This window comes from Enterocloster aldenensis, assembly GCF_003434055.1.
Classification (GTDB): Bacteria; Bacillota; Clostridia; order Lachnospirales; family Lachnospiraceae; genus Enterocloster; species Enterocloster aldenensis.
Genome location: NZ_QVEX01000009.1, coordinates 65,015 through 83,485 on the forward strand (window position 1 = coordinate 65,015; position 18,471 = coordinate 83,485).

Sequence of the window (18,471 nt, forward strand, 5' to 3'; positions counted from 1 at the left end):
TGTCTAACATCAAAATACGGATAATTAACAACAGCAAGTTGTTAATTATAAAGTTTTTTCAGATATTTAATAAAATTTTCAAATCTCTTCTCATTCTCTTTACGCCATACCACAATCACGTTGGCGCTGACCTGGTTTTCCTTATTGGGAAGAGGGAACATTTTCAGGCGCTCCCCATAGTTATGGTAGAACTCCTTAAAGCCGATATGGATCCCCTCATTTGCTATCAACGCCAGCTCCAGGCTGTTGACGTTTTCAAAAAAACGGGCTTTCTGAAGGATATGCTCCTGTCTTGACAACAGTTCGAACAGCTGCATCTCGGCGCCTGCAAAAAAATTCTTGTACAGGCAGAGCATGGTTTCCCCCTTAAAGTCCTCAATGGTTATTGTTTCCTTTTCTGCCAGGGGATTCTTCCTGGACAGCACATAATACAGAGGGAGTTTACCAATGCACAGCACCCCGTAGCGCTCCCTCAGCTGTTCATGGGTGGGCAGGAAGCTGACCGTCATCATCAGGTCCGGATTGCCATTGGTCATATCCTTGATGCAGGTAAATTCATTTATCTCAAATTCCGTGTCGGGGTCAATGGCCATATAGTCGGCCAGAAGGCTTCCCGCCCTCTCTATGATGCCGTTCATCCCCACCACTGCCAGGTTAATCCTGCTTTTTGCCCGCTCGCCTTCTTCCCTGGCCATATCCACGGAATCCTTTATTTCCGCAGGAATATCCTTCCACCTCCAGAGCAGCAGTTCGCCGCTTCTGGTAAGTCGCACATCCCTTGTGGTCCTGTCAAACAGGCGCAGCTCCAGCTCCTTTTCCAGCGAAGCAATCTGCCTGCTTAAGCCCTGCTGTGATATATAGAGCCTGCTGGCCGCCTCGGTAAAGTTAAGGGTCTTGGCAGCTTCCAGGAAACACTCTATCTGATGAATGGTCATAAGCAGTCCTCCTGCGCCTTGCTGCCGAATCCATAAAAGCCCTTCTGCTCCAAAGGCCACTTGGGCATCTCCAGACGCACGGTCTTATATGGATTGACAATCTGACAGACCACCAGGTTGCCGAACATATCAATATACATCCCTGCATCCAGAGGGGACAGCCCCGCCTTAGCGGTGAGGAACATAAACATCTGCTCCGCCGCCTGTGCACAGGCCCTGTCCACGGTTTCCCCGGAGGAAATCACAATCCACCGGTCCGCCAGTTCCACAAGGGGCCACGGAAGATCCGGTGACTTTAACACATCCACCCGCACCGTGACCCTTCCTCCGATTTCCACGCCGCAGTTGCCGCATTCCCCATCTCCCATGATTGCATGCAGGTCCCCCATGGCTAGAAGGGCCCCGGGCACATTCACAGGCAGGTAAAGCACCGCACCCGGGGCAATGCTGGTACAATCCATGTTGCCGCCGTGGTCCTTTGCGGTCAGTGTGCTCTCCTCCCCGCGGCGCGGCGCGGTGCCGATTACCCCGACCATGGGACGGACCGGTATTTCCAGCTCCCCGTATAATATGGTTCCATCCTTTACAGGCAGGCGCCGGATCACATACTCAGGGAAATGCCCCTTAAGCGCGCCTCCTGTGGGTCCTTTGTCCAGGATCCCCACCTGGTCCAAATCTATGTCCAGTATCTCCACCAAAACCATGTCGCCGGGACACGCTTCTTCTATATATATGGGTCCGGTGGCCGGATTGGCCAGCCTGTGGTCCACATGGGCAAAATCCGAACCTTCCAAAAGGAGCTGGCCCATATGGCAGTCGTATGTCTCAAATACAATGGTATCCCCGGCCTTCACCCGGCACACAGGCCGGTGGTCCGGGGAAAATGAATGGATTACATGTGTTTTTTCTATATAATGGCTCATACCGCACCTTCTCCTTTTTCTGCATGGCTGCCTTTCCCATCTTCTTTTTCATCTCCCGGAACCGCGGTTCCCGCCTTTCTGATGGTCATGACAGCGGACGGGTCAAGGGCATCCCTGAGGGCATCCCCCACAAAGTTAATGGCAACCACCAGGATGACAATCAAAAGGCCCGGAGGCAGCCACAGCCATGGCTGCTTCGTCAGCACGGTCATGGACTGGGCGCTGTTTAACATATTGCCCAGACTGGCTGCCGGGGGCTGTACGCCCATGCCGAGAAAACTTAAGGACGCCTCGTCCAGCATGGACAGCGCCATGACCGAGGTCGCATATACCAGGATGGGGGCCACTGTGTTAGGCAGGATATCGGAAAACAGGATATGCCGCACCGGCATGCCGGCCACAATACTGCTTTTCACGAAATTGGTTTCCCGCAGGCTTAATACATTGCCCCTGACCAGACGTGCTATGCCCGGCCAGTCCACAAACCCGAGTATCAGGATGATGCTCCACAAACCGGGTTCAAAGATGGCTGCCGCCACCAGTACCAGAAGGATATAGGGAAATGACATCACCATATCCGTAAACCGCATGATGGCTATGTCCAGCCACCCGCCAAAATAACCGCCCAGCAGCCCCAATATCACACCGATTGCAGTGGAGATGGCTGTTGCCAGGACGCCCACCAGAAGGGAGATACGGGTGGCGTAGAGCAGGCGGCTTAACATATCCCGCCCAATCTGGTCCGTGCCCAGGATAAACTTAAAACTGGGCGCCGCCCCAAAGGGACCGGCTATCTCTTCCGGGTCATAGGGCGCTATGACGGGCGCCAGTATGGCTGCGGTACAGATAACTGCCAGCACTGCCAGGCTCACACAGGCCAGGCGGTGGTGGCGGAACCTGCGCCACACGGTCTGCCAATAATTTTCTCTTGCTATATCTTCATATGTCGTTACTCTGTGTTTGTCCATTTTATCCCTATCCTACTCCTGTTAAAGCAATACATCCGCCATGTCCGTATCAGGCGTCTGTCAGTCATACTGGATGGCCGGGTTCACCACCGCATACACAATATCCGTCACCAGGTTGGCAAGCAGTACCACCACGGCGGACAGCAGGCACACGCCCATGATGACCGGGTAATCCCGATTAAGGATTGCGCTCATGGTCATCAGTCCAAGACCGGGCCAAGAGAACAGCTGTTCCACAATCACGGCCCCGCCAAACAGCACGGGAATCTGCATCCCTATGACCGTAACAATGGGTACCAGGGCGTTGCGCAGCGCGTGCTTGTAGATGACCGACCGTCTTCCGATGCCCTTGGCCCTGGCCGTACGCAGGTAATCCTGCTGGAGGATTTCCAACACAGCGCTGCGGATGTACCGGATGTTGGTGCCTGCCATGGATACGGACAGCACCAGCACCGGCATTACCATGTGGGCCGCCACATCCCCGGCCCCGCCTGAGGTTCCCAGGGTAACCATACCGCCAGAGGGCAGGATGCCTAAGGTCACGTTGAAAATATAAACCAGCAGCAGGGACAGGAAAAAACCAGGTATGCTGCTGCCAAAAAAGGACGCCGTGACCACGGCATAATCCCCCTTGGAATACTGGTGGATTGCGCTGTATATTCCGGCAGGCACGGACATGATCAGGCTCACGATCAGGGATACCCCCATAAGCAGGAGGGTAGGGCCCAGATGGCTTCCGATCATGCTGCTCACCGCCTCATAGGATTTAATGGAAAATCCCATGTTGCCCTGGAGCAGCTGGCCCAGCCACATGATGTACTGGATATAAAAGGGCTTATCCAGCCCCAGCGCAGCCTCCTTGGCAGCCACCGCTGCCTGGGAAATACGCGCTCCCTGCATCATTTCCAGGGGGCTTCCCGCAAAACACATGATGGCATAATCAATAATAGTGATCCCAATCAGGGTTGGAAGGGCTATCAAAAGCCGCTTTATAATATATTTTGTCATATCAGTCAACTCCCTCCTGCCCTGCATGGATACATGATACAAGATGGCTGCTGCCCTCTGAGGCAGGCCTTAGTTCCATCTTGGCCGCCGAACACTCCCGGCTGCGCCTGGGGCATCTGGGATAAAAAGGACATCCCTCTCCCGGCCCCGGCAGGATTTCCGCCTCCCCTTCAATCACTCCCCCTCCCAGCCGTTTCCTGGTCCTTGGGTCAGCCAGGGGCACTGCATCAAACAGCGCTTTGGAATAAGGGTGGAGGGGATGGTCAAACAGTTCCCTGCTGTCAGCCAGTTCAACAATCTGGCCCAGATACATGACCGCGATCCGGTCGCTGACATAATTGACAGCGCCCAGTCCATGGCCGATGAATATGCTGGTTAGGTCAAGCTCCTTCTGCAGGTTCTTAAGCAGGTTCAGGATCTGGGCCTGGATGGACACATCCAGGGCGCTGACCGGCTCGTCGCAGACAAGCAGGCTGGGATTCAGGGAAAGGGCCTTGGCAATGCCGATGCGCTGGCGCTGGCCGCCGGAAAACTCATGGGGATAACGGCCAAGGGCATTTTTGGCAAGGCCCACCAGATCCAGAAGGTATTCCACCTTCTGATGTATGTTGTTCCTGTCAGCCAGCCCATGATACAGCATGGGTTCTGCCAGGATTTCAAATATATGCTTTCTCGGGTTCAGGGAGGAATAGGAATCCTGGAACACCATCTGCAGCTGGGTGCGGATGGCCTTCAGCTCCGGTTTCCTCATATGGGACAAATCCCTGCCCTTATACAGGATACGTCCGCCGGTGGGCTGCTCCAGGCCCACAATCTGTCTGCCCAGGGTGGACTTGCCGCAGCCGGACTCACCAACCAATCCCAGGGTCTCGCCTTTATGGATTGAAAACGATACCCCGTCCACAGCCCTTATCTCACCTATGTTCCGGGAAAAAATACCGCTTTTAGCAGTATAGTATTTCTTCAGTCCCTCCACCTGCAGAAGAGGTTTGGTGTCCATACCGTCATTTTCCAGCATCGCTCTCTACCTCCCCTGCCCGGCAGCACCTTACCAGATGGCTGTGCCGTATCATCCTGTCTGTCTGGGGCCGGCCGCAGATATCCCTTCTGTAAGGACACCGGTCCGCAAACCGGCAGCCCGTAATCATGTCATACTGTTCCGGAACCATGCCTTCAATGGACTCCAGCACCCGGTCCCTCCGGTCCATGATGCCTGGCACGGAGCGCAGCAGGGCCTTGGTATATGGATGGGCCGGATGGTCAAACAGCTCCAGCACCGGCGCCTGCTCTATCATCTGGCCCGCGTACATGACCAGCACCCGGTCCGCCATCTGGGCCACAAGCCCCATGTCATGGGTAATCAGCAGCACCGACATGCCCAGTTCCTCCTTCAGCTCCAGAATCAGCTCCATTATCTGCGCCTGGATTGTCACATCCAGCGCAGTGGTGGGCTCATCCGCAACCAGAAGGGAAGGGCTGCAGGACAGGGCCATGGCAATCATCACCCGCTGGCGCATGCCGCCGGAAAGCAGATGGGGATACCGGCGCATCACGGCCGCAGCATCGGGCAGCCCCACCTTCTTAAGAAGCATCAGGGCGCGGACAGCCGCTTCCTCTTTCCCCAATCCCATGTGGGCCCGTATGCTCTCCGTCATCTGGTTTCCGATGGTAAACACCGGGTTTAAGGATGTAAGGGGGTCCTGGAAAATCATGGTGAGCCTGTCCCCCCTGATCTGGTCCAGTTCCTTTTCCGTCATGGCCAGCAGGTTCTTCCCCTCAAACAGCACGCGGCCGGAGGTCACGGAACCTCCCCTGCCAAGAAGGCCCATGATGGACAGGGACGTGACGCTTTTCCCGCAGCCGGATTCCCCCACGATACAGACCACTTCGCCGGGATCCACATAGAAGCTTATGTGGTCCACACTTATATTCTTTCCTCCGTCGCCGGAAAAGGACACCTCCAGATCCGAGACCTCCAGGATATGTGACATAATATTCCTCATTTCTATAAACTGATGAATCAGACCCGGAGCGTGTTTGAAAATTGCTTTCCGTCAGGTGTGCGTCCCACTTTGTGGGAGATTTGGTCCCGATGAGGGAGGCGTAGCGGGCTACGTTGACCGAATTGGGACCAAATATACCGCGAAGTGGGGCGTGCAGATGGCGGGAATGAATTTTCAAACACGCTCTGGGGCAGCGTTCCTGCCGAAACAGGTCTGAATCAAGAACACCCAGAGAGCAAAAGCCCCCCGGGATTCTGTATATTAGCGATTCAATTGTCTTACTGGACAATATCCCACTGTTCCACATGGTTCAGGAACCCGTAGACACTAGGCTCCACGCCCACAAGACGCTTGTTCACGCCTGCCATGGTCTTGATGATATAAGCGGAAAACATGGGCACGTCCTCCTGCACCTGCCTGTCAACAATGGAGTACAGTTCTTTTAACTGGTCCACATCATCTGTAAGGGATACCTTGGACAGGGCCTCATTAATCTTGCCATTGCCGTATCCGGTCCAACTGCCCTCGCCCCCCAGGAGCCAGGCCACATCGGCGTATGGATCCACGGGTGGGTAGGTATACTGGATTGCCATCACGTCAAAGTCACCTTTCGAGGCATTGGCCATCAGGGTATTAATGTCCATGGTCTGGATTTCCGCCTTGATGCCTACGCTGGCCCACTGTGCGGCAATGACGGAAGCAGCATTGACAAAGGTGCTGTCATCCGAGTTAATGCTGAATTTAATCGTCCGGTTCTTGTCCCATCCGCTTTCCTCCAGAAGGGACCTGGCCTTCCCGGGGTCATATGGAAGGGGTGTGACGGTATCGTCATAGTAGGGGCTTGCCGAGGACAGGAACCCCTCCGAAACCTCTCCATAGCCCTTTAACAGCTGCTCCAGGATCTGGCCCCGGTCAATGGCATAGACCATGGCCTGGCGCACCCTGGCATCTGTTATGCTGGCGGTGTTGATGAACACGGACTGGTTGGTTATGGGTTCGCCAAAGGATGTGTTCACATTCTCCAGCGCCTGGATGCTCTCATAGTCCTCCAGCGGAATGGCGCTCATGGTGTTCTGGGTCACGTCTATCTCACCTGACTTAAGACCCGCGTACAGCTGGCTGCCCTCCACGATTTTGATGTTCAGCCTGTCAATCTTGGGGGCTCCTTTCCAATACTTATCATTGGCCTCATAGGAAACATAGTGGTCCCTGTCAAATTCCGTCACCTTATATGGTCCGCTCACCACATCCGGGCGGTTGAACCACGGGTCGGACATAAGTTCCTGTTCGCTCATGTTCTCAATCACATGCTTTGGAAGGGTCATGAGATACCGTGCATAGGAGCTGTTAAACGTAATCAGGGACATGGGGGCCTTGGTGGTGAAGCGGACGGTCTTGTCGTCCACCTTGGTGATTCCTTCCACATGGTCGGCGCCTTCCTCCACGAATCCGTCATCCCCAACGCCTTCGAACACATAATACATCATGGCCATATTGCCAATGGCAGGGCTGCATATGCGCAGGGCCGTATATACCACATCGTCTGCTGTCACGGGCTGCCCGTCAGACCAGACCGCCTTGTCGTCAATATGCACAAGGAAATTCCGGTCATCCTCAGCCGTAACCGAATCCGCCAGCATTCCCTCAAAGTTCATATCCTTGTCCAGCTCCATGAGAGGAAGGAACATAAGGCCGGTCGCGTATTTGTTCATCTCCATCCCGTCCATCAGAAGGGGGTTCAGGGTATTCAGGGTATTAGTCACGCCGATATTCACGATTTTCTCCCCGGCCGCGCCGCCCGGGGCCTGTCCTGTCTGGGACTGTCCCGCTGTCCCGCTTCCTGGCTGGGACCCATCGTTCCCCCCAGCCTTACATCCTGCCAGCGACAGGGCCATAACTGTGGCCAGGGCAAATGATACGCACCTTTTAGCCATTGTATTTTTATTCTTCATCCTGTTTCCTCCTGAGAATATCCCTCATTCAAAGCACACTATTCATAGTAAATTAGTATGGTTTTATTTATATCATCACAGCTGTGAAAAGTCAATAGCTGCGATTTATCTGTACCTATTTTAGCATATGTGATTTTAAATGAAAAGCTGAATCTTGTGCATAAAATACCAGTAATACACCAGATAAAGGCGTCATCCTGCCCATAAAAGCAGCCGGAGCGCCCCATCCGTTCCCGGAGCGCCCCGGCCCTTTCCTTTTATTGTATTCAGATATCCCCTATCCCAGATACGTAATCACATCCATCAGGCTGTCCATCCTGCGGGTTATCAGTTTCTGTTCCCGCTCCCCGGGTTCCACCCCATCCGGTATCATGATTACATGACATCCGGCAGCGGCCCCCGCCCTGACGCCCAGGATTGAATCCTCCAGGACAATACATTCATCCGGGCATCTGCCCAGTGCCGCTGCCGCCTTAAGGTAGATATCAGGGGCCGGTTTACCTCTCTCTACCATATCCCCGAATATCATACAGTCAAAATATCCCCTGACTCCCGCCATCTTAAGGTATTCCCTGGCAGTGGCCCCATCCGTGGAGGTAGCCAGTCCAATACCATAGCCCGAGTTCTTCAGATAACTTAAAAGTTCCATTAATCCCGGCTTCAAAGGCATTCCATTCTTTTCCAGGAACCCGTCCACATACTCCTGCCTGTACCTGCGTACACCATAAAAATCAAATGCTTCCCCTAACGCTTCCCTAAACACGCTGATACAGGATTCACGGTCCGCTCCCCTGGTACGGTCTAACAGTTCCCGGGTAATGGGGAAACCGGTTGCCCTTCCGGCATACAGCCAGGCATCCCCATAAAGACGCTCCGTATCAAACATCAGCCCATCCATGTCAAATATAGCCGCACGGATCATCATTTCTCCAGGACCGCTGTTTTCAAAAATGTATCCTCCTGGGCCACATAGTGGTCGCGCACCCCGTCCAGCTTCTTGCTGCCAATCCTTTTATGGAATTCGGGATCCTTAGGTATATCCGGATTAATCCCCAGATCCTGGGGAGCCATGCAGGCCACCACCTGAAGGGGGATGATGTATTCCCAACAGGAGAACATGGGGTCTTCCACGAATTCCACAATCAGGTTTTTGCCAGACTGCACATCCACGCCATCCGGCGATGCAATCAGGTAGTTATGGGGCGTCCACTCACTGAGTATCCCAACCAGTTTCATGGTCCTTGGCTTATAGTCTCCCCTGGAAGCCAGGTAGAAGATGTGGGCGCTGTCCGTGATGGAGTTATAGATACCGTGGAAAAATTCCTCTATATCATATCCGGCCACGCCCTGGCGGACTGTTTCCAGGATTTTAAGCGCGCCCTCCAGCACATCACAGTACATGCCGTCATATCCCACGACAATCACCCTCTTTGCCGGAAGGAACTCGTCTTTAATCCTCTTATACCACTCCACGGAGGCATCCGTAACCTTTTTCAGGTTGCCGATGACCCGGAGCATGCGCTCCCTGTATCCGGCCGCCTTTTCCTCCGTGACCATGCCCTTTGCAATGGCCAGTTCCGTAAGCATCATCATGAGGGTAACGGTGGTTCCCGCGTAGCCCTTGGTCTTTGCCCCGCATTTTTCATTTCCCACCTCAATCTTAGTGGATGTGTCGGCGTGTTCAAATATAAGGGCCGTGGGGTTTTCGGACACGGCCGCCGTGTGCAGGCCCCGCTCCCTGGCGGAATCCAGGCCTTCCACCGTGGAAAGGCTCTGTCCGCCCTGGGACATGCCGATTACCAGTGTATTCTTATTAAATACCTTTTCCTCCCTGGCAAACTGGGTGGGGTACATGTTAAATACCTTGATTCCCAGCAGCTCCTCCAGATACAGTTTTGCAGCCAGGCCGGCGTGATAGCTGGTGCCGGATCCAATCACATAAATCTGCTCAATCCCCACATCTTTGAAGCGGCTGACAAAATCCTTTGTAATCTCTTTTCTCCTGCTGATGATACCGGTCAGCGCGGCCGGTGTCTCACATATATAGTCAAACATCTTAGATTCCATTATAAAATACCAAAGAACGCGCCCACTATGCCGATGGCAATCATGCCAAACATAATCGTGGTGGTCTTAAATCCTTTCTTTAATAATGCAAATGTGCCAAAGGTCAGTCCCAGAGGAAGTACGGAAGGCAGCAGCTGGTCAAATACGCCCTGTATCTCAACGGTTGCCTCCCCCATGGTAAGCACCAGGGGCGTTGAGAAGGATACCATGGAGGCTATCATGGCCCCCACCACACAAAGGCCCATGACCTTGGCGCAGTTCGTCAGTATTTCAATCATCCCCGATGCCTGGGCCGCTTCCACAAAGCCGACGCCGCTCTTATACCCCAGCTTTAACCCGTACCATCTGGCCACATAATGGGGGATATTAAATATCAGAAGGAACAGGATTGCCCCCAGTATGCTGCCCTGGGCCGCCAGCCCGCAGCCGATTCCTGCCGCGATGATGCGGAAGGTACCCCAGAAAAAGGAGTCGCCGATTCCTGCAATGGGTCCCATAAGGGCTGCTTTTAAAGCTGCAATGGACTCAATGTCAAACTGGTCGCCGGATTTCTTATTCTCCTCCTCCATGGCAATGCATGCGCCTGTGATGAAAGTTACCAGCTGAGGCGTTGTATTGAAAAAGGACAGATGGCGTTTTAATGCCTCGGATGCCTCTTTCTTCTCCGGGTACAGGCGTTTTAATACCGGAAGGAGGGAATAACAGAATCCCACGTTCTGCATACGTTCATAGTTAAAGGATGCCTGTAATGGGAAGGAGCGCCAGAATACACTGCGCATATCATTTTTTGTAACAATCCCGCCCTCTTTAAAAGTCTCATTGATGCCTGCCATTATAATTCACCTCCCAAATCATCAGACATTGTGTTAGCTGCCAGGGATGCCATGTCCCGTTTTCTCTGCATGGCCTGCTGGTAAACCACGTAGGCAATGGTAGCGCCCACAATCGCCACACCTACCGTACTCATACCCAGCAGGGCGGTCAGTACAAATCCCACAAAAAGATATGCCGCATTGGTCTTATCAAATATAAGCTGCATAAGGATTGCGATTCCCAGTGCAGGAAGCATCCCGCTTGCCACCTTCAGTCCGCCCAGGATGAACGGAGGCAGGGCAGCCACAAAACCGGCTATGGTATTGGAGCCAAGCAGTACGCCCAGGAACACCACCAGGAAGGAACTGAACCAGAACAGCCACGCTCCTGCCCACAGCGCTTTTGAGATTCCCTTGTAATCCCCTTCCTCAGCCGCCTTGTCAGCCCAGTGCAGGAAGGTGGTATTAATGGTCCTGTCCAGGATGCCCACGGACTGGGCCAGTGTTGCGATTGGCAGTGACAGGGCCACGGCCGCATCCATATCAAGGCCTGACATGATGGCAAATGCCGTTGCCAGAATGCCTCCCGAGACCACGTCCGGCGGGGTCGCCGCGCCAATGCCCACAATCCCCATCATGACCAGTTCCAGGGAAGCCCCCATCACGATGCCTGTATGTATGTCCCCAAGAATCAGACCTACGATGGGACCAGTCACAATTGGCCGGTCAAACATATGCTGTCCGCATACACGGCCGTCCCAGATGGCAAAACCTGCAAGGATTCCCAAAATTAATGCTTTAAACAACATCACACATTCCCCCTTTTTACTTGTTGTATTCTTTCACAATGTCCTCATAGGACAGTTTCTTTTCAGTGGGCACTGCCTGGAGATACACATCCTTTCCCATGGCATGGATTTCTTCCAGTCCCTTCATATCCTTGCCATCCAGGTATACCTGGCGTTCCACCATCTTCTTTCCCGGCGCCTGGCGGATGCCTCCCACACACAGATTGGTGATAGACGGACATTTCCCCATCAGGTACTGCGCATCCTCCACACTTGCCGTTACCACGAAAATGGTCCTGGCCGCATGCTTCGGATTATTGATGACAGCCACAGCGCCATCCATGGATTTAATGGACAGCACGGCCTGCGGAGGTTTTGCCATGTTAAACGCCATCTGCATCAGCTTATCCGTAATGGCCTTGTCATTGGCAACCACAATGGTGTCAGCTCCCAGATAGGAAGTCCAGCTGACAGCCACCTGTCCATGGATTAAACGGTCATCTACCCTCAATAACTTAATCATTCCTTTTCCTCCTACGGTTTTCTAAAAACACTGCTGTGTTCCTTTCTTTCCTTACAGTTCACCCAAATCCCCGGGGGCATCCGTATCTGTTTGGGATTCCACCAGGTCATTCACCAGATACATGGATGCCCTGGAATTCTCAATAGCCATGCGCAGCATTCCCTTGTCGGCGTCTTCCCCTTCTCCCAGCGGAAGCAGCGCTATCTCCAAAAGCAGCCCCAGGTTCAGCCCTGTTACCAGATACACCTTCCGCCGGTTTCCCAGCAGTTGCATGGCTGCCTGGGTGGTGCTCCCGCCTGCGATATCCGTAAGCACCACCGTGGGGTCAGTGCCGCCAAAGCCTGTGACTTTTTCCTCAATCATGGAAGCTATCTCAGGTATGGTTTCCTTTGCCGTGATGCTCACGTAATCCACGTGCCCCACCTGTCCCAGCACCAAATCCAGGGATGTCAGGATTCCCCTTGCAAAATCCGCATGGGTGACCAACACCATATTTTTCATTGCCAGCCCTCCTTTCTGTGTATTTGTATTTCTATTTCCTTCCTCAAACCAGGTCATTTGCATATATCTTTCGCTTTTCTTTGTATATACATTTATTCGCGTGGTTATATATTACCATAACTGCATATACTTTTCAAGAGGTATTTAGTTATTTTTATAAAGTTTTTTCCGGGATTCGGTAGTTTATGTATAGACATTTGTTGGTTTTCATTATATAATAGACTAGAATGATTGTGAGATAAAAGGAGATATATCCATGTCAGGCAAGCCTAAGTATATACAAATAGAAGATTCCATACTCAATCAGATAAAAGGAGGAAACCTGCGGCCTGGTGACCAGATTCCCACCGAGGCAGAGCTGTGCGACACGTTTATGGTCAGCAGGATGACTGTGAATAAAGCCATCCAATCCCTTGCATCTAAGGGTTATATCAACCGCGTGGCAGGCAAAGGCAGCTTTGTGACCAATGTACATATACAGAAACCCATTGTAAAGATACCTCAGAGTTTTTCAGAAGACATGCGCTCCATTGGCCTGACTCCCGGTTCCCGGCTGGTGGATTACAGGATATACCGGGGAAGCGAACTGCCCGAAGCCGCTGCCCAGGCCCTGAACGTGGCCAGGGACGACATGGTGCATTATTTCTCCCGCATCCGTACCGGCAATGACATGATAATCTGCATCAGTTATACCTATGTCCCCTGCAGGGTCCTTCCAGCCATTGATGTAACCCGGCTGGAGCACTCTTTTTTTGAATATGTAAAGGAACTTGGGTTAAATGTACAGTCCATGGACCTGTCATTGACAGCCACGCTGCCCACTGAGGAGCAGAAAAGGCTGCTGGGCATAGAAAATGAGGCGCTGCTAAAATCATTCCACAATACGTATCTGGATAATGGGGATATACTGGAATATATTGAGACCTATTATATCGGGAGTATGTATACCTATCGGGTTACCCTCTGATGAAAACATGGGCCTGGCTGCCGTATTTGGCAGCCAGGCCCATGTTTTATATCAATGCCTTGATTTCCCTGAATCAAATCTGAATCAAAGCTGATTTATTCCTGAATCAATACTCCATCTGACGGTAATATCTTCTGGTTGTAAGCGGATGGTTCCTCTCCTTCTCCAGGTGGCAGCTGAGACGCTCTGTCATGGCGTACATCACCATCGGGGAAACAATCTTCCTGTACTCAGCATCGGTGAACGGCAGTTCAATCTCCTTGGTATCAAACACATTGATTACCTTTGTCACCTTCTTGGAGAAATCCATCACACGGTCCATCAGGGGTCTTGTCTCATCCTCGCCATAGAACAGGATTAGGCTTGTATCCTCTTCCACCAGTTCCAGGGTCCCATGGAAGTATTCGGCTGCGTGGATGGACTTTGTTTTAATCCACTGCATCTCCTCCAGGATACACATTGCATAGTCGTAGGCCTCTCCCCACATCATGCCGGCGCCGATTACCATGTGATAATCCGTATCCTTGTGCTCCCTGGCCATGTCCGCGCATCTGGCCTCGTACTGCTCCTTCGCCTTAATCAGGTACGGCACAATCTTTGCATACTGATCCATGAATTCTTCGTACTTGTCAAATTCCCCTGCGTTTTTCTTAAATCTTGCCAGAAGGGCAATCATGTAGGTGTAAATGGCTTCGCACAGGCAGTCGTCCTCTGCAAAGCTGAACAGCTTGTAGTCCGCATACTCACAGACCGGGGTATTGTCATTGGACACATATACAATGGTGCGCGCCCCGGCTTCCTTACAGTACCTGGCAGCTGCTACGATTTCCTTTGTATTGCCGCTTCTGGTGGAGAATACGCATACGGAATCCTTGGTGAACTTCCTGTGTCCCGCTGCCATGAACTCAGCCGCAATCACACTGTATGTATCAATCTGTGATGTGGTGTCCAGCCAGTACTTCATGGGAAGGGAATGGGCATATGTGCCGCCGCAGCCAATAAAGAAAATATTGGTATAACCCTGGCTGCATATCTCGTCCACTGCTTTCTCAATCTGCGGCCTTAAGGCAATTGCGTCGCCGACTACTTTTTCGTAACGTGGAATGTCAAAATTAAACATATCTGTTTCCTCCTTGGATTTTAATTTGTTATGTCGTCCTATGATGTTATATTACATCACATAATATGTTTTGTAAAGCACTTTTTTTCTTTTTTTCAATTTCTTTCAGGGAACTTGCAAAAACACGGATTATGTCATATTATATTGTATTAAGAAAGGATTCCTGCCCGGGACGGATTCGGACACAGCGCCCCACAGGGCAGAATGACGGTGATATTTATGATTCATTTTGATGCAGGCAGCATAGACCCTTCCAGTATTACCCCCATGTACAAGCAGGTGGCCGGCATTATTTCCGAAGGCATACGCACAGGGGAACTGAAGGTAGGAGAAAAGCTTCCTTCTGAGTTCGAACTGATGAAGGACTTTAACGTAAGCCGCGTGACCATCCGGGGCGCAATCTCAGAACTGGTAACGGACGGGCTTCTGGTGCGCAGCCAGGGAAAGGGCACCTTTGTGGCGCCGCAGAAAAAGCTCCAGTCCGCCAATGATACCACCGGACTGACCGATTCCTGCCGCCAGGCCGGCAAGGTGCTTAAGTCCCAGGTGCTGTCCGTGGAGTACGCTTATCCCACCCATGCCGACAGTGAATTCCTGGCTGTTGATGAGAGCCAGCAGGTCATTGAGATCAAACGGCTCCGCTACATAGACGGACACCCGTCCATTTTGGAAACACTCTACTTCCCAAGAAAGTATGATTTCCTTCTCCATGAAAACCTGGAGGGGTCCGTGTTCTCAATTTTGCACGCCCATGGCATCACGGTGCACAACAGCAGGAGGACCCTTGAAATCAGCAACGCATCCTCCAATGAGGCCGGACTGCTGGAAATCAAGCGTAACTCCCCCCTGCTGCTGTTCAGGGATTACCAGTCGGACAGCCAGGGCAATCCCCTGTTTGTCTGCAAACAGCTCTACAATACCCAGAACATGATATTCTACTTATAATTCCAGTTCCTGCCGGATGCGCCGGATGCATCTTTGCGCCTCAGACAGGTACAGCTCCGGGTCCCTGAAGTAGGGATTTAGCAGTTCCAGGGAACACCATCCGTCATAACCGTACCGCTTCAGGATACGGAAGAAGTCGGCCACGGGAATCACCCCGTTCCGGTCATCCAGCTGCATATGGAATTCCGTGGTCCCGTCCCCGTTGCATATATGTACGTATTTCATGGACGTCCCAAGACGCTCCAAGTAGTCGGAATAAGGTTCATTGGCAATAAAGGGCGGGACCATGTCAATCATGGCGCACAGGGCGGGGCTGTTAACCCGCTCCTGCAGCTCTAGGATGTCATCCACACAGGTGATGGTGTTCCCCTCCGAGGGCGACAGGGATTCCAGGATAATGTCCACTCCCAGTTCCCCGGCCCTCCTGCACAGGATGGATGTCCCCTCTTCCAGGTACCCCCACACGGTTTCCCGTTTCACCCCATATCCCGGGTGTTTGGCGGTTATCTGCATCTTATCGGTGCCCAGCCTTGCGGCTGTCTCCACACTTTTCAGCAGGTATTCAATGGTTTCCCTGCGTTCCTTTTCCATGGATGAGGTAAGGCTGTACGGGTATGCCAGTATCTCCGGTGTGAACATGGATATCTCCACCCCATACTGTTTTTTCCAGCCCAGGATGGCCTGTATCTCCTCCCTGCCCATGTCATGGGCATAAGCATGGGGTCTTCCTCCCCAGACTTCCACCCCTTCAAACCCATATTCCTGCGCCATCTTAAATGAGTGCTCCAGGCCGAAGCGGCAGAACTGGTATGTTAAGAACGAAAATTTCATCTGTTTCCTCCTTGAACCATCCGGTGTAATGAAAACTGCTTTCCGTCAGCCATGGGGTCCCGGGCATGCCATGGTGCCGGTTTTTGCCCGGACATGGCCTACTCTGCCTCAAAGGAATCAGCGTCCTTTGCAGTGAGAAGCCCCAGCTCGGTCCAGACAACATCGTTGATTTCCTCGCCCTCCAGGATGTTGTAGGCGGTTTCCAGGGCAACGTAACCAATCTTCTTGGGATACAGGGCAACGGAGCAGATCAGGTTGCAGTCAGGCCCGTCATTTTTCATGATATCCAGCTGTTCCGGTGTTGCATCATATCCGGCAATCAGCACATCCTGCCTGTTGTTGGTCTTGCAGGCAGTATACGCGCCCAGGGAATTGTCGCCCATGAAGCAGAAGATACCGGTGATGTCAGGATGTGCCTGAAGCATGTTCTCGGTTGTGGCCCTGTGGGTATCCCTCGTACCATTGGAAAGCTGCTCGACCATCTCCACATTGGGGGCAATTAGAGCCATGCGCTCCTTGAATCCGGCGATACGCTCTTCTGCGGTCGTGACCCCGGGAACCTCGGTGAGGATCAGCACCTTGCCCTCGGTCCCCATCTCCTGTACCAGATAATCCGCTGCCATGGCCCCGCCTGCCGCGTTATCAGAAAGCACCTTTGCATCACACTGGGCTTCCGTGTCAATGTCATAGTCCACCAGAACGATTCCTGCTTCCCTTACCTTATCAATGTAGGGGACAATGGCATTGGCATCCACCGGCGCCACACAGATGGCGTCCACGCCCTGCTGTATCAGGTCTTCCAGGATTGCAATCTCCTTCTGCATGTCTCCGGCCGGGTCAGGCTTGACAACCGTTACGTTGCCCAGCTCCGCCGCCTTTTTCTCAGCCCCGGATATGATGTCCACGCCAAATTCTTCTGCCTGGGACCATGCCAGGACCGCAATGGTGTAACCGTCCTTTTCCTCGCCCTGGTCCGCTGCCGCGGTATCCTGGGACGTGCCTTGGGCTGTTCCTGCCGCAGTGTCTGCCGGTGCATTGCTCTCCTTGCCTGTTTTGCATCCAGCCAGTATGGATGCCGTCATTGCCGCACAAAGGATCATGGTTGCCAGTCTTTTTTTCATTTTGTTTTCCTCCTGAGATTTTTAATTTTTTTATGGTTTCATTTTTATTTCTTTCTGCTGTTAAAGATGGAGTAGATAACGGCCGCTATGATGATGATTCCCTTCACCACCAGCTGCCAGTAGGAGCTGATATAGAGAAGGTTCATCCCGTTGTTGATGATGCCCATGAGGAGCGCGCCAAAGAATATGCCCACCACCGCGCCTTTTCCTCCGCTGAAGGACACGCCGCCCATTGCGCAGGCAGCAATGGCCTCTGTCTCAAACGCATTGCCTGCCGTGGGCTGTGCGGAGGCATTCCTGGCCGACAGTATGACGCCTGCCAGGGCCGCGCAGATGCCGCTGATCATATAGGCGTACATGATGACCCTCCTGGCATTGATGCCGGAGTGATGGGCTGCCTGGTAGTTGCCGCCCACCGCGTACACGGAGCGGCCAAAGGAGGTCCTTGAAAGGATGATCCCAACCACCACGAACGTCCCAAGCATGAAGAAAATGGGTATGGGGATCCCGCCAAGGGAGCCGATGCCAAGGGAAAGCATGCTGTCCGGTATGTTGCCGATGGGCTTTCCCTCACAGATCAGGTAACATGCCCCCCTCAGGGTAATCTGCATGCCCAGGGTCATGATAAAGGGCGGGATTCCTGTCTTGGCAATAAAGACACCTGAGAGCAGCCCTAAAAGGGCGCCCACGAAAAGCCCTATGAGGATGGCCGGTACCAGGGGCATATTGCCTTCCACCACAAACTTGGTTACCAGGGCGCCGCACACACCTGCGGTGGAGCCCACCGTCAGGTCGATTCCCCCTGTCATCATGGCAAATGCCATGCCGCAGGCAAGGATCCCATAGACGGATATCTGTCTTAATACATTCAGGATATTGGTAGGTGTCATGAAGTTCTCGCTTCGTATGCTCATGAACACGCTCACCACGATGATGACCAGGATCAGGCCGGAATACGATTTAAAATTGGAATTGTTCAATACTTTCTGGATTGATTTATTTTTCAT

Annotated in this window: 20 protein-coding genes; 3 read left to right on the forward strand and 17 right to left on the reverse strand. The window is 52.7% G+C overall.

Features of this window, described 5'->3' with window-relative positions; genetic code table 11:
* Positions 1-41: 41 nt before the first annotated feature.
* The 6 genes from DWX59_RS17610 to DWX59_RS17635 are packed head-to-tail and all read right to left on the reverse strand — an operon-like array spanning position 42 to position 5,825.
* The gene (locus DWX59_RS17610; RefSeq protein WP_117560526.1) at positions 42-935 is read right to left on the reverse strand and encodes a LysR family transcriptional regulator; all 894 of its coding nucleotides are present in this window, start codon (positions 933-935) and stop codon (positions 42-44) included.
* Complete coding sequence (locus DWX59_RS17615) at positions 932-1,858, reverse strand: acetamidase/formamidase family protein (protein WP_117560527.1); 927 nt, start codon at positions 1,856-1,858, stop codon at positions 932-934. Before DWX59_RS17615 ends, DWX59_RS17610 begins: the two co-directional genes overlap by 4 nt.
* Complete coding sequence (locus tag DWX59_RS17620; protein ID WP_117560528.1) at positions 1,855-2,826, reverse strand: ABC transporter permease; 972 nt, start codon at positions 2,824-2,826, stop codon at positions 1,855-1,857. The genes DWX59_RS17615 and DWX59_RS17620 overlap by 4 nt, the downstream gene beginning before the upstream one ends.
* A gap of 60 nt (positions 2,827-2,886) precedes the next feature.
* Positions 2,887-3,834 carry an ABC transporter permease gene (locus DWX59_RS17625; protein WP_117560529.1) on the reverse strand — a complete coding sequence of 316 codons (948 nt, stop codon included), beginning with the start codon at positions 3,832-3,834 and terminating at the stop codon, positions 2,887-2,889.
* 1 nt (position 3,835) lies between these two features.
* Complete coding sequence (locus DWX59_RS17630; protein WP_235845091.1) at positions 3,836-4,852, reverse strand: ABC transporter ATP-binding protein; 1,017 nt, start codon at positions 4,850-4,852, stop codon at positions 3,836-3,838.
* Positions 4,839-5,825 carry an ABC transporter ATP-binding protein gene (locus DWX59_RS17635; RefSeq protein WP_117560530.1) on the reverse strand — a complete coding sequence of 329 codons (987 nt, stop codon included), beginning with the start codon at positions 5,823-5,825 and terminating at the stop codon, positions 4,839-4,841. Before DWX59_RS17635 ends, DWX59_RS17630 begins: the two co-directional genes overlap by 14 nt.
* A gap of 67 nt (positions 5,826-5,892) precedes the next feature.
* Between DWX59_RS17635 and DWX59_RS30050 the strand changes: the two genes are divergently transcribed.
* Positions 5,893-6,054 (forward strand): DUF6783 domain-containing protein, encoded by a 162-nt coding sequence (locus tag DWX59_RS30050; protein WP_319638818.1) that lies wholly within the window; start codon positions 5,893-5,895, stop codon positions 6,052-6,054.
* Between the two features lie 61 nt (positions 6,055-6,115).
* On the opposite strand, the gene DWX59_RS17645 is transcribed toward DWX59_RS30050, so the two are convergent.
* The 7 genes from DWX59_RS17645 to DWX59_RS17675 form a co-directional block, all read right to left on the reverse strand.
* Positions 6,116-7,789, reverse strand: a complete 1,674-nt coding sequence (locus tag DWX59_RS17645) for an ABC transporter substrate-binding protein (protein ID WP_117560532.1) — start codon at positions 7,787-7,789, stop codon at positions 6,116-6,118.
* A gap of 277 nt (positions 7,790-8,066) precedes the next feature.
* Positions 8,067-8,714: an HAD family hydrolase gene (locus DWX59_RS17650; protein WP_117560533.1), complete on the reverse strand. Its 648-nt coding sequence runs from the start codon at positions 8,712-8,714 to the stop codon at positions 8,067-8,069.
* A complete protein-coding gene (locus tag DWX59_RS17655; protein WP_117560534.1) occupies positions 8,711-9,844 on the reverse strand; it encodes an SIS domain-containing protein in 1,134 nt (377 codons plus the stop codon). The genes DWX59_RS17650 and DWX59_RS17655 overlap by 4 nt, the downstream gene beginning before the upstream one ends.
* A gap of 11 nt (positions 9,845-9,855) precedes the next feature.
* A complete protein-coding gene (locus DWX59_RS17660; RefSeq protein ID WP_117560535.1) occupies positions 9,856-10,689 on the reverse strand; it encodes a PTS system mannose/fructose/sorbose family transporter subunit IID in 834 nt (277 codons plus the stop codon).
* On the reverse strand, positions 10,689-11,477 hold the full coding sequence (locus DWX59_RS17665; protein WP_117560536.1) for a PTS mannose/fructose/sorbose/N-acetylgalactosamine transporter subunit IIC: 789 nt from the start codon (positions 11,475-11,477) through the stop codon (positions 10,689-10,691). The genes DWX59_RS17660 and DWX59_RS17665 overlap by 1 nt, the downstream gene beginning before the upstream one ends.
* A gap of 16 nt (positions 11,478-11,493) precedes the next feature.
* The gene (locus DWX59_RS17670; protein WP_117560537.1) at positions 11,494-11,979 is read right to left on the reverse strand and encodes a PTS sugar transporter subunit IIB; all 486 of its coding nucleotides are present in this window, start codon (positions 11,977-11,979) and stop codon (positions 11,494-11,496) included.
* A 51-nt stretch (positions 11,980-12,030) separates the two neighbouring features.
* Positions 12,031-12,480 carry a PTS sugar transporter subunit IIA gene (locus tag DWX59_RS17675; RefSeq protein WP_165641877.1) on the reverse strand — a complete coding sequence of 150 codons (450 nt, stop codon included), beginning with the start codon at positions 12,478-12,480 and terminating at the stop codon, positions 12,031-12,033.
* Between the two features lie 256 nt (positions 12,481-12,736).
* Between DWX59_RS17675 and DWX59_RS17680 the strand changes: the two genes are divergently transcribed.
* On the forward strand, positions 12,737-13,447 hold the full coding sequence (locus DWX59_RS17680) for a GntR family transcriptional regulator (RefSeq protein ID WP_117560539.1): 711 nt from the start codon (positions 12,737-12,739) through the stop codon (positions 13,445-13,447).
* A gap of 106 nt (positions 13,448-13,553) precedes the next feature.
* Here the strand turns inward: DWX59_RS17680 and DWX59_RS17685 are convergent, their stop codons facing one another.
* Positions 13,554-14,567, reverse strand: a complete 1,014-nt coding sequence (locus DWX59_RS17685; RefSeq protein ID WP_117560540.1) for an SIS domain-containing protein — start codon at positions 14,565-14,567, stop codon at positions 13,554-13,556.
* A gap of 219 nt (positions 14,568-14,786) precedes the next feature.
* Between DWX59_RS17685 and DWX59_RS17690 the strand changes: the two genes are divergently transcribed.
* Positions 14,787-15,512 carry a GntR family transcriptional regulator gene (locus DWX59_RS17690; protein WP_117560624.1) on the forward strand — a complete coding sequence of 242 codons (726 nt, stop codon included), beginning with the start codon at positions 14,787-14,789 and terminating at the stop codon, positions 15,510-15,512.
* On the opposite strand, the gene DWX59_RS17695 is transcribed toward DWX59_RS17690, so the two are convergent.
* The 3 genes from DWX59_RS17695 to DWX59_RS17705 form a co-directional block, all read right to left on the reverse strand.
* Positions 15,507-16,343, reverse strand: coding sequence for a TIM barrel protein (locus tag DWX59_RS17695; protein ID WP_117560541.1), 837 nt, complete (start codon positions 16,341-16,343; stop codon positions 15,507-15,509). The genes DWX59_RS17690 and DWX59_RS17695 overlap by 6 nt on opposite strands.
* 98 nt (positions 16,344-16,441) lie before the next feature.
* A complete protein-coding gene (locus DWX59_RS17700) occupies positions 16,442-17,464 on the reverse strand; it encodes a sugar ABC transporter substrate-binding protein (protein ID WP_117560542.1) in 1,023 nt (340 codons plus the stop codon).
* Between the two features lie 44 nt (positions 17,465-17,508).
* Positions 17,509-18,471 (reverse strand): ABC transporter permease, encoded by a 963-nt coding sequence (locus tag DWX59_RS17705; RefSeq protein ID WP_117560543.1) that lies wholly within the window; start codon positions 18,469-18,471, stop codon positions 17,509-17,511.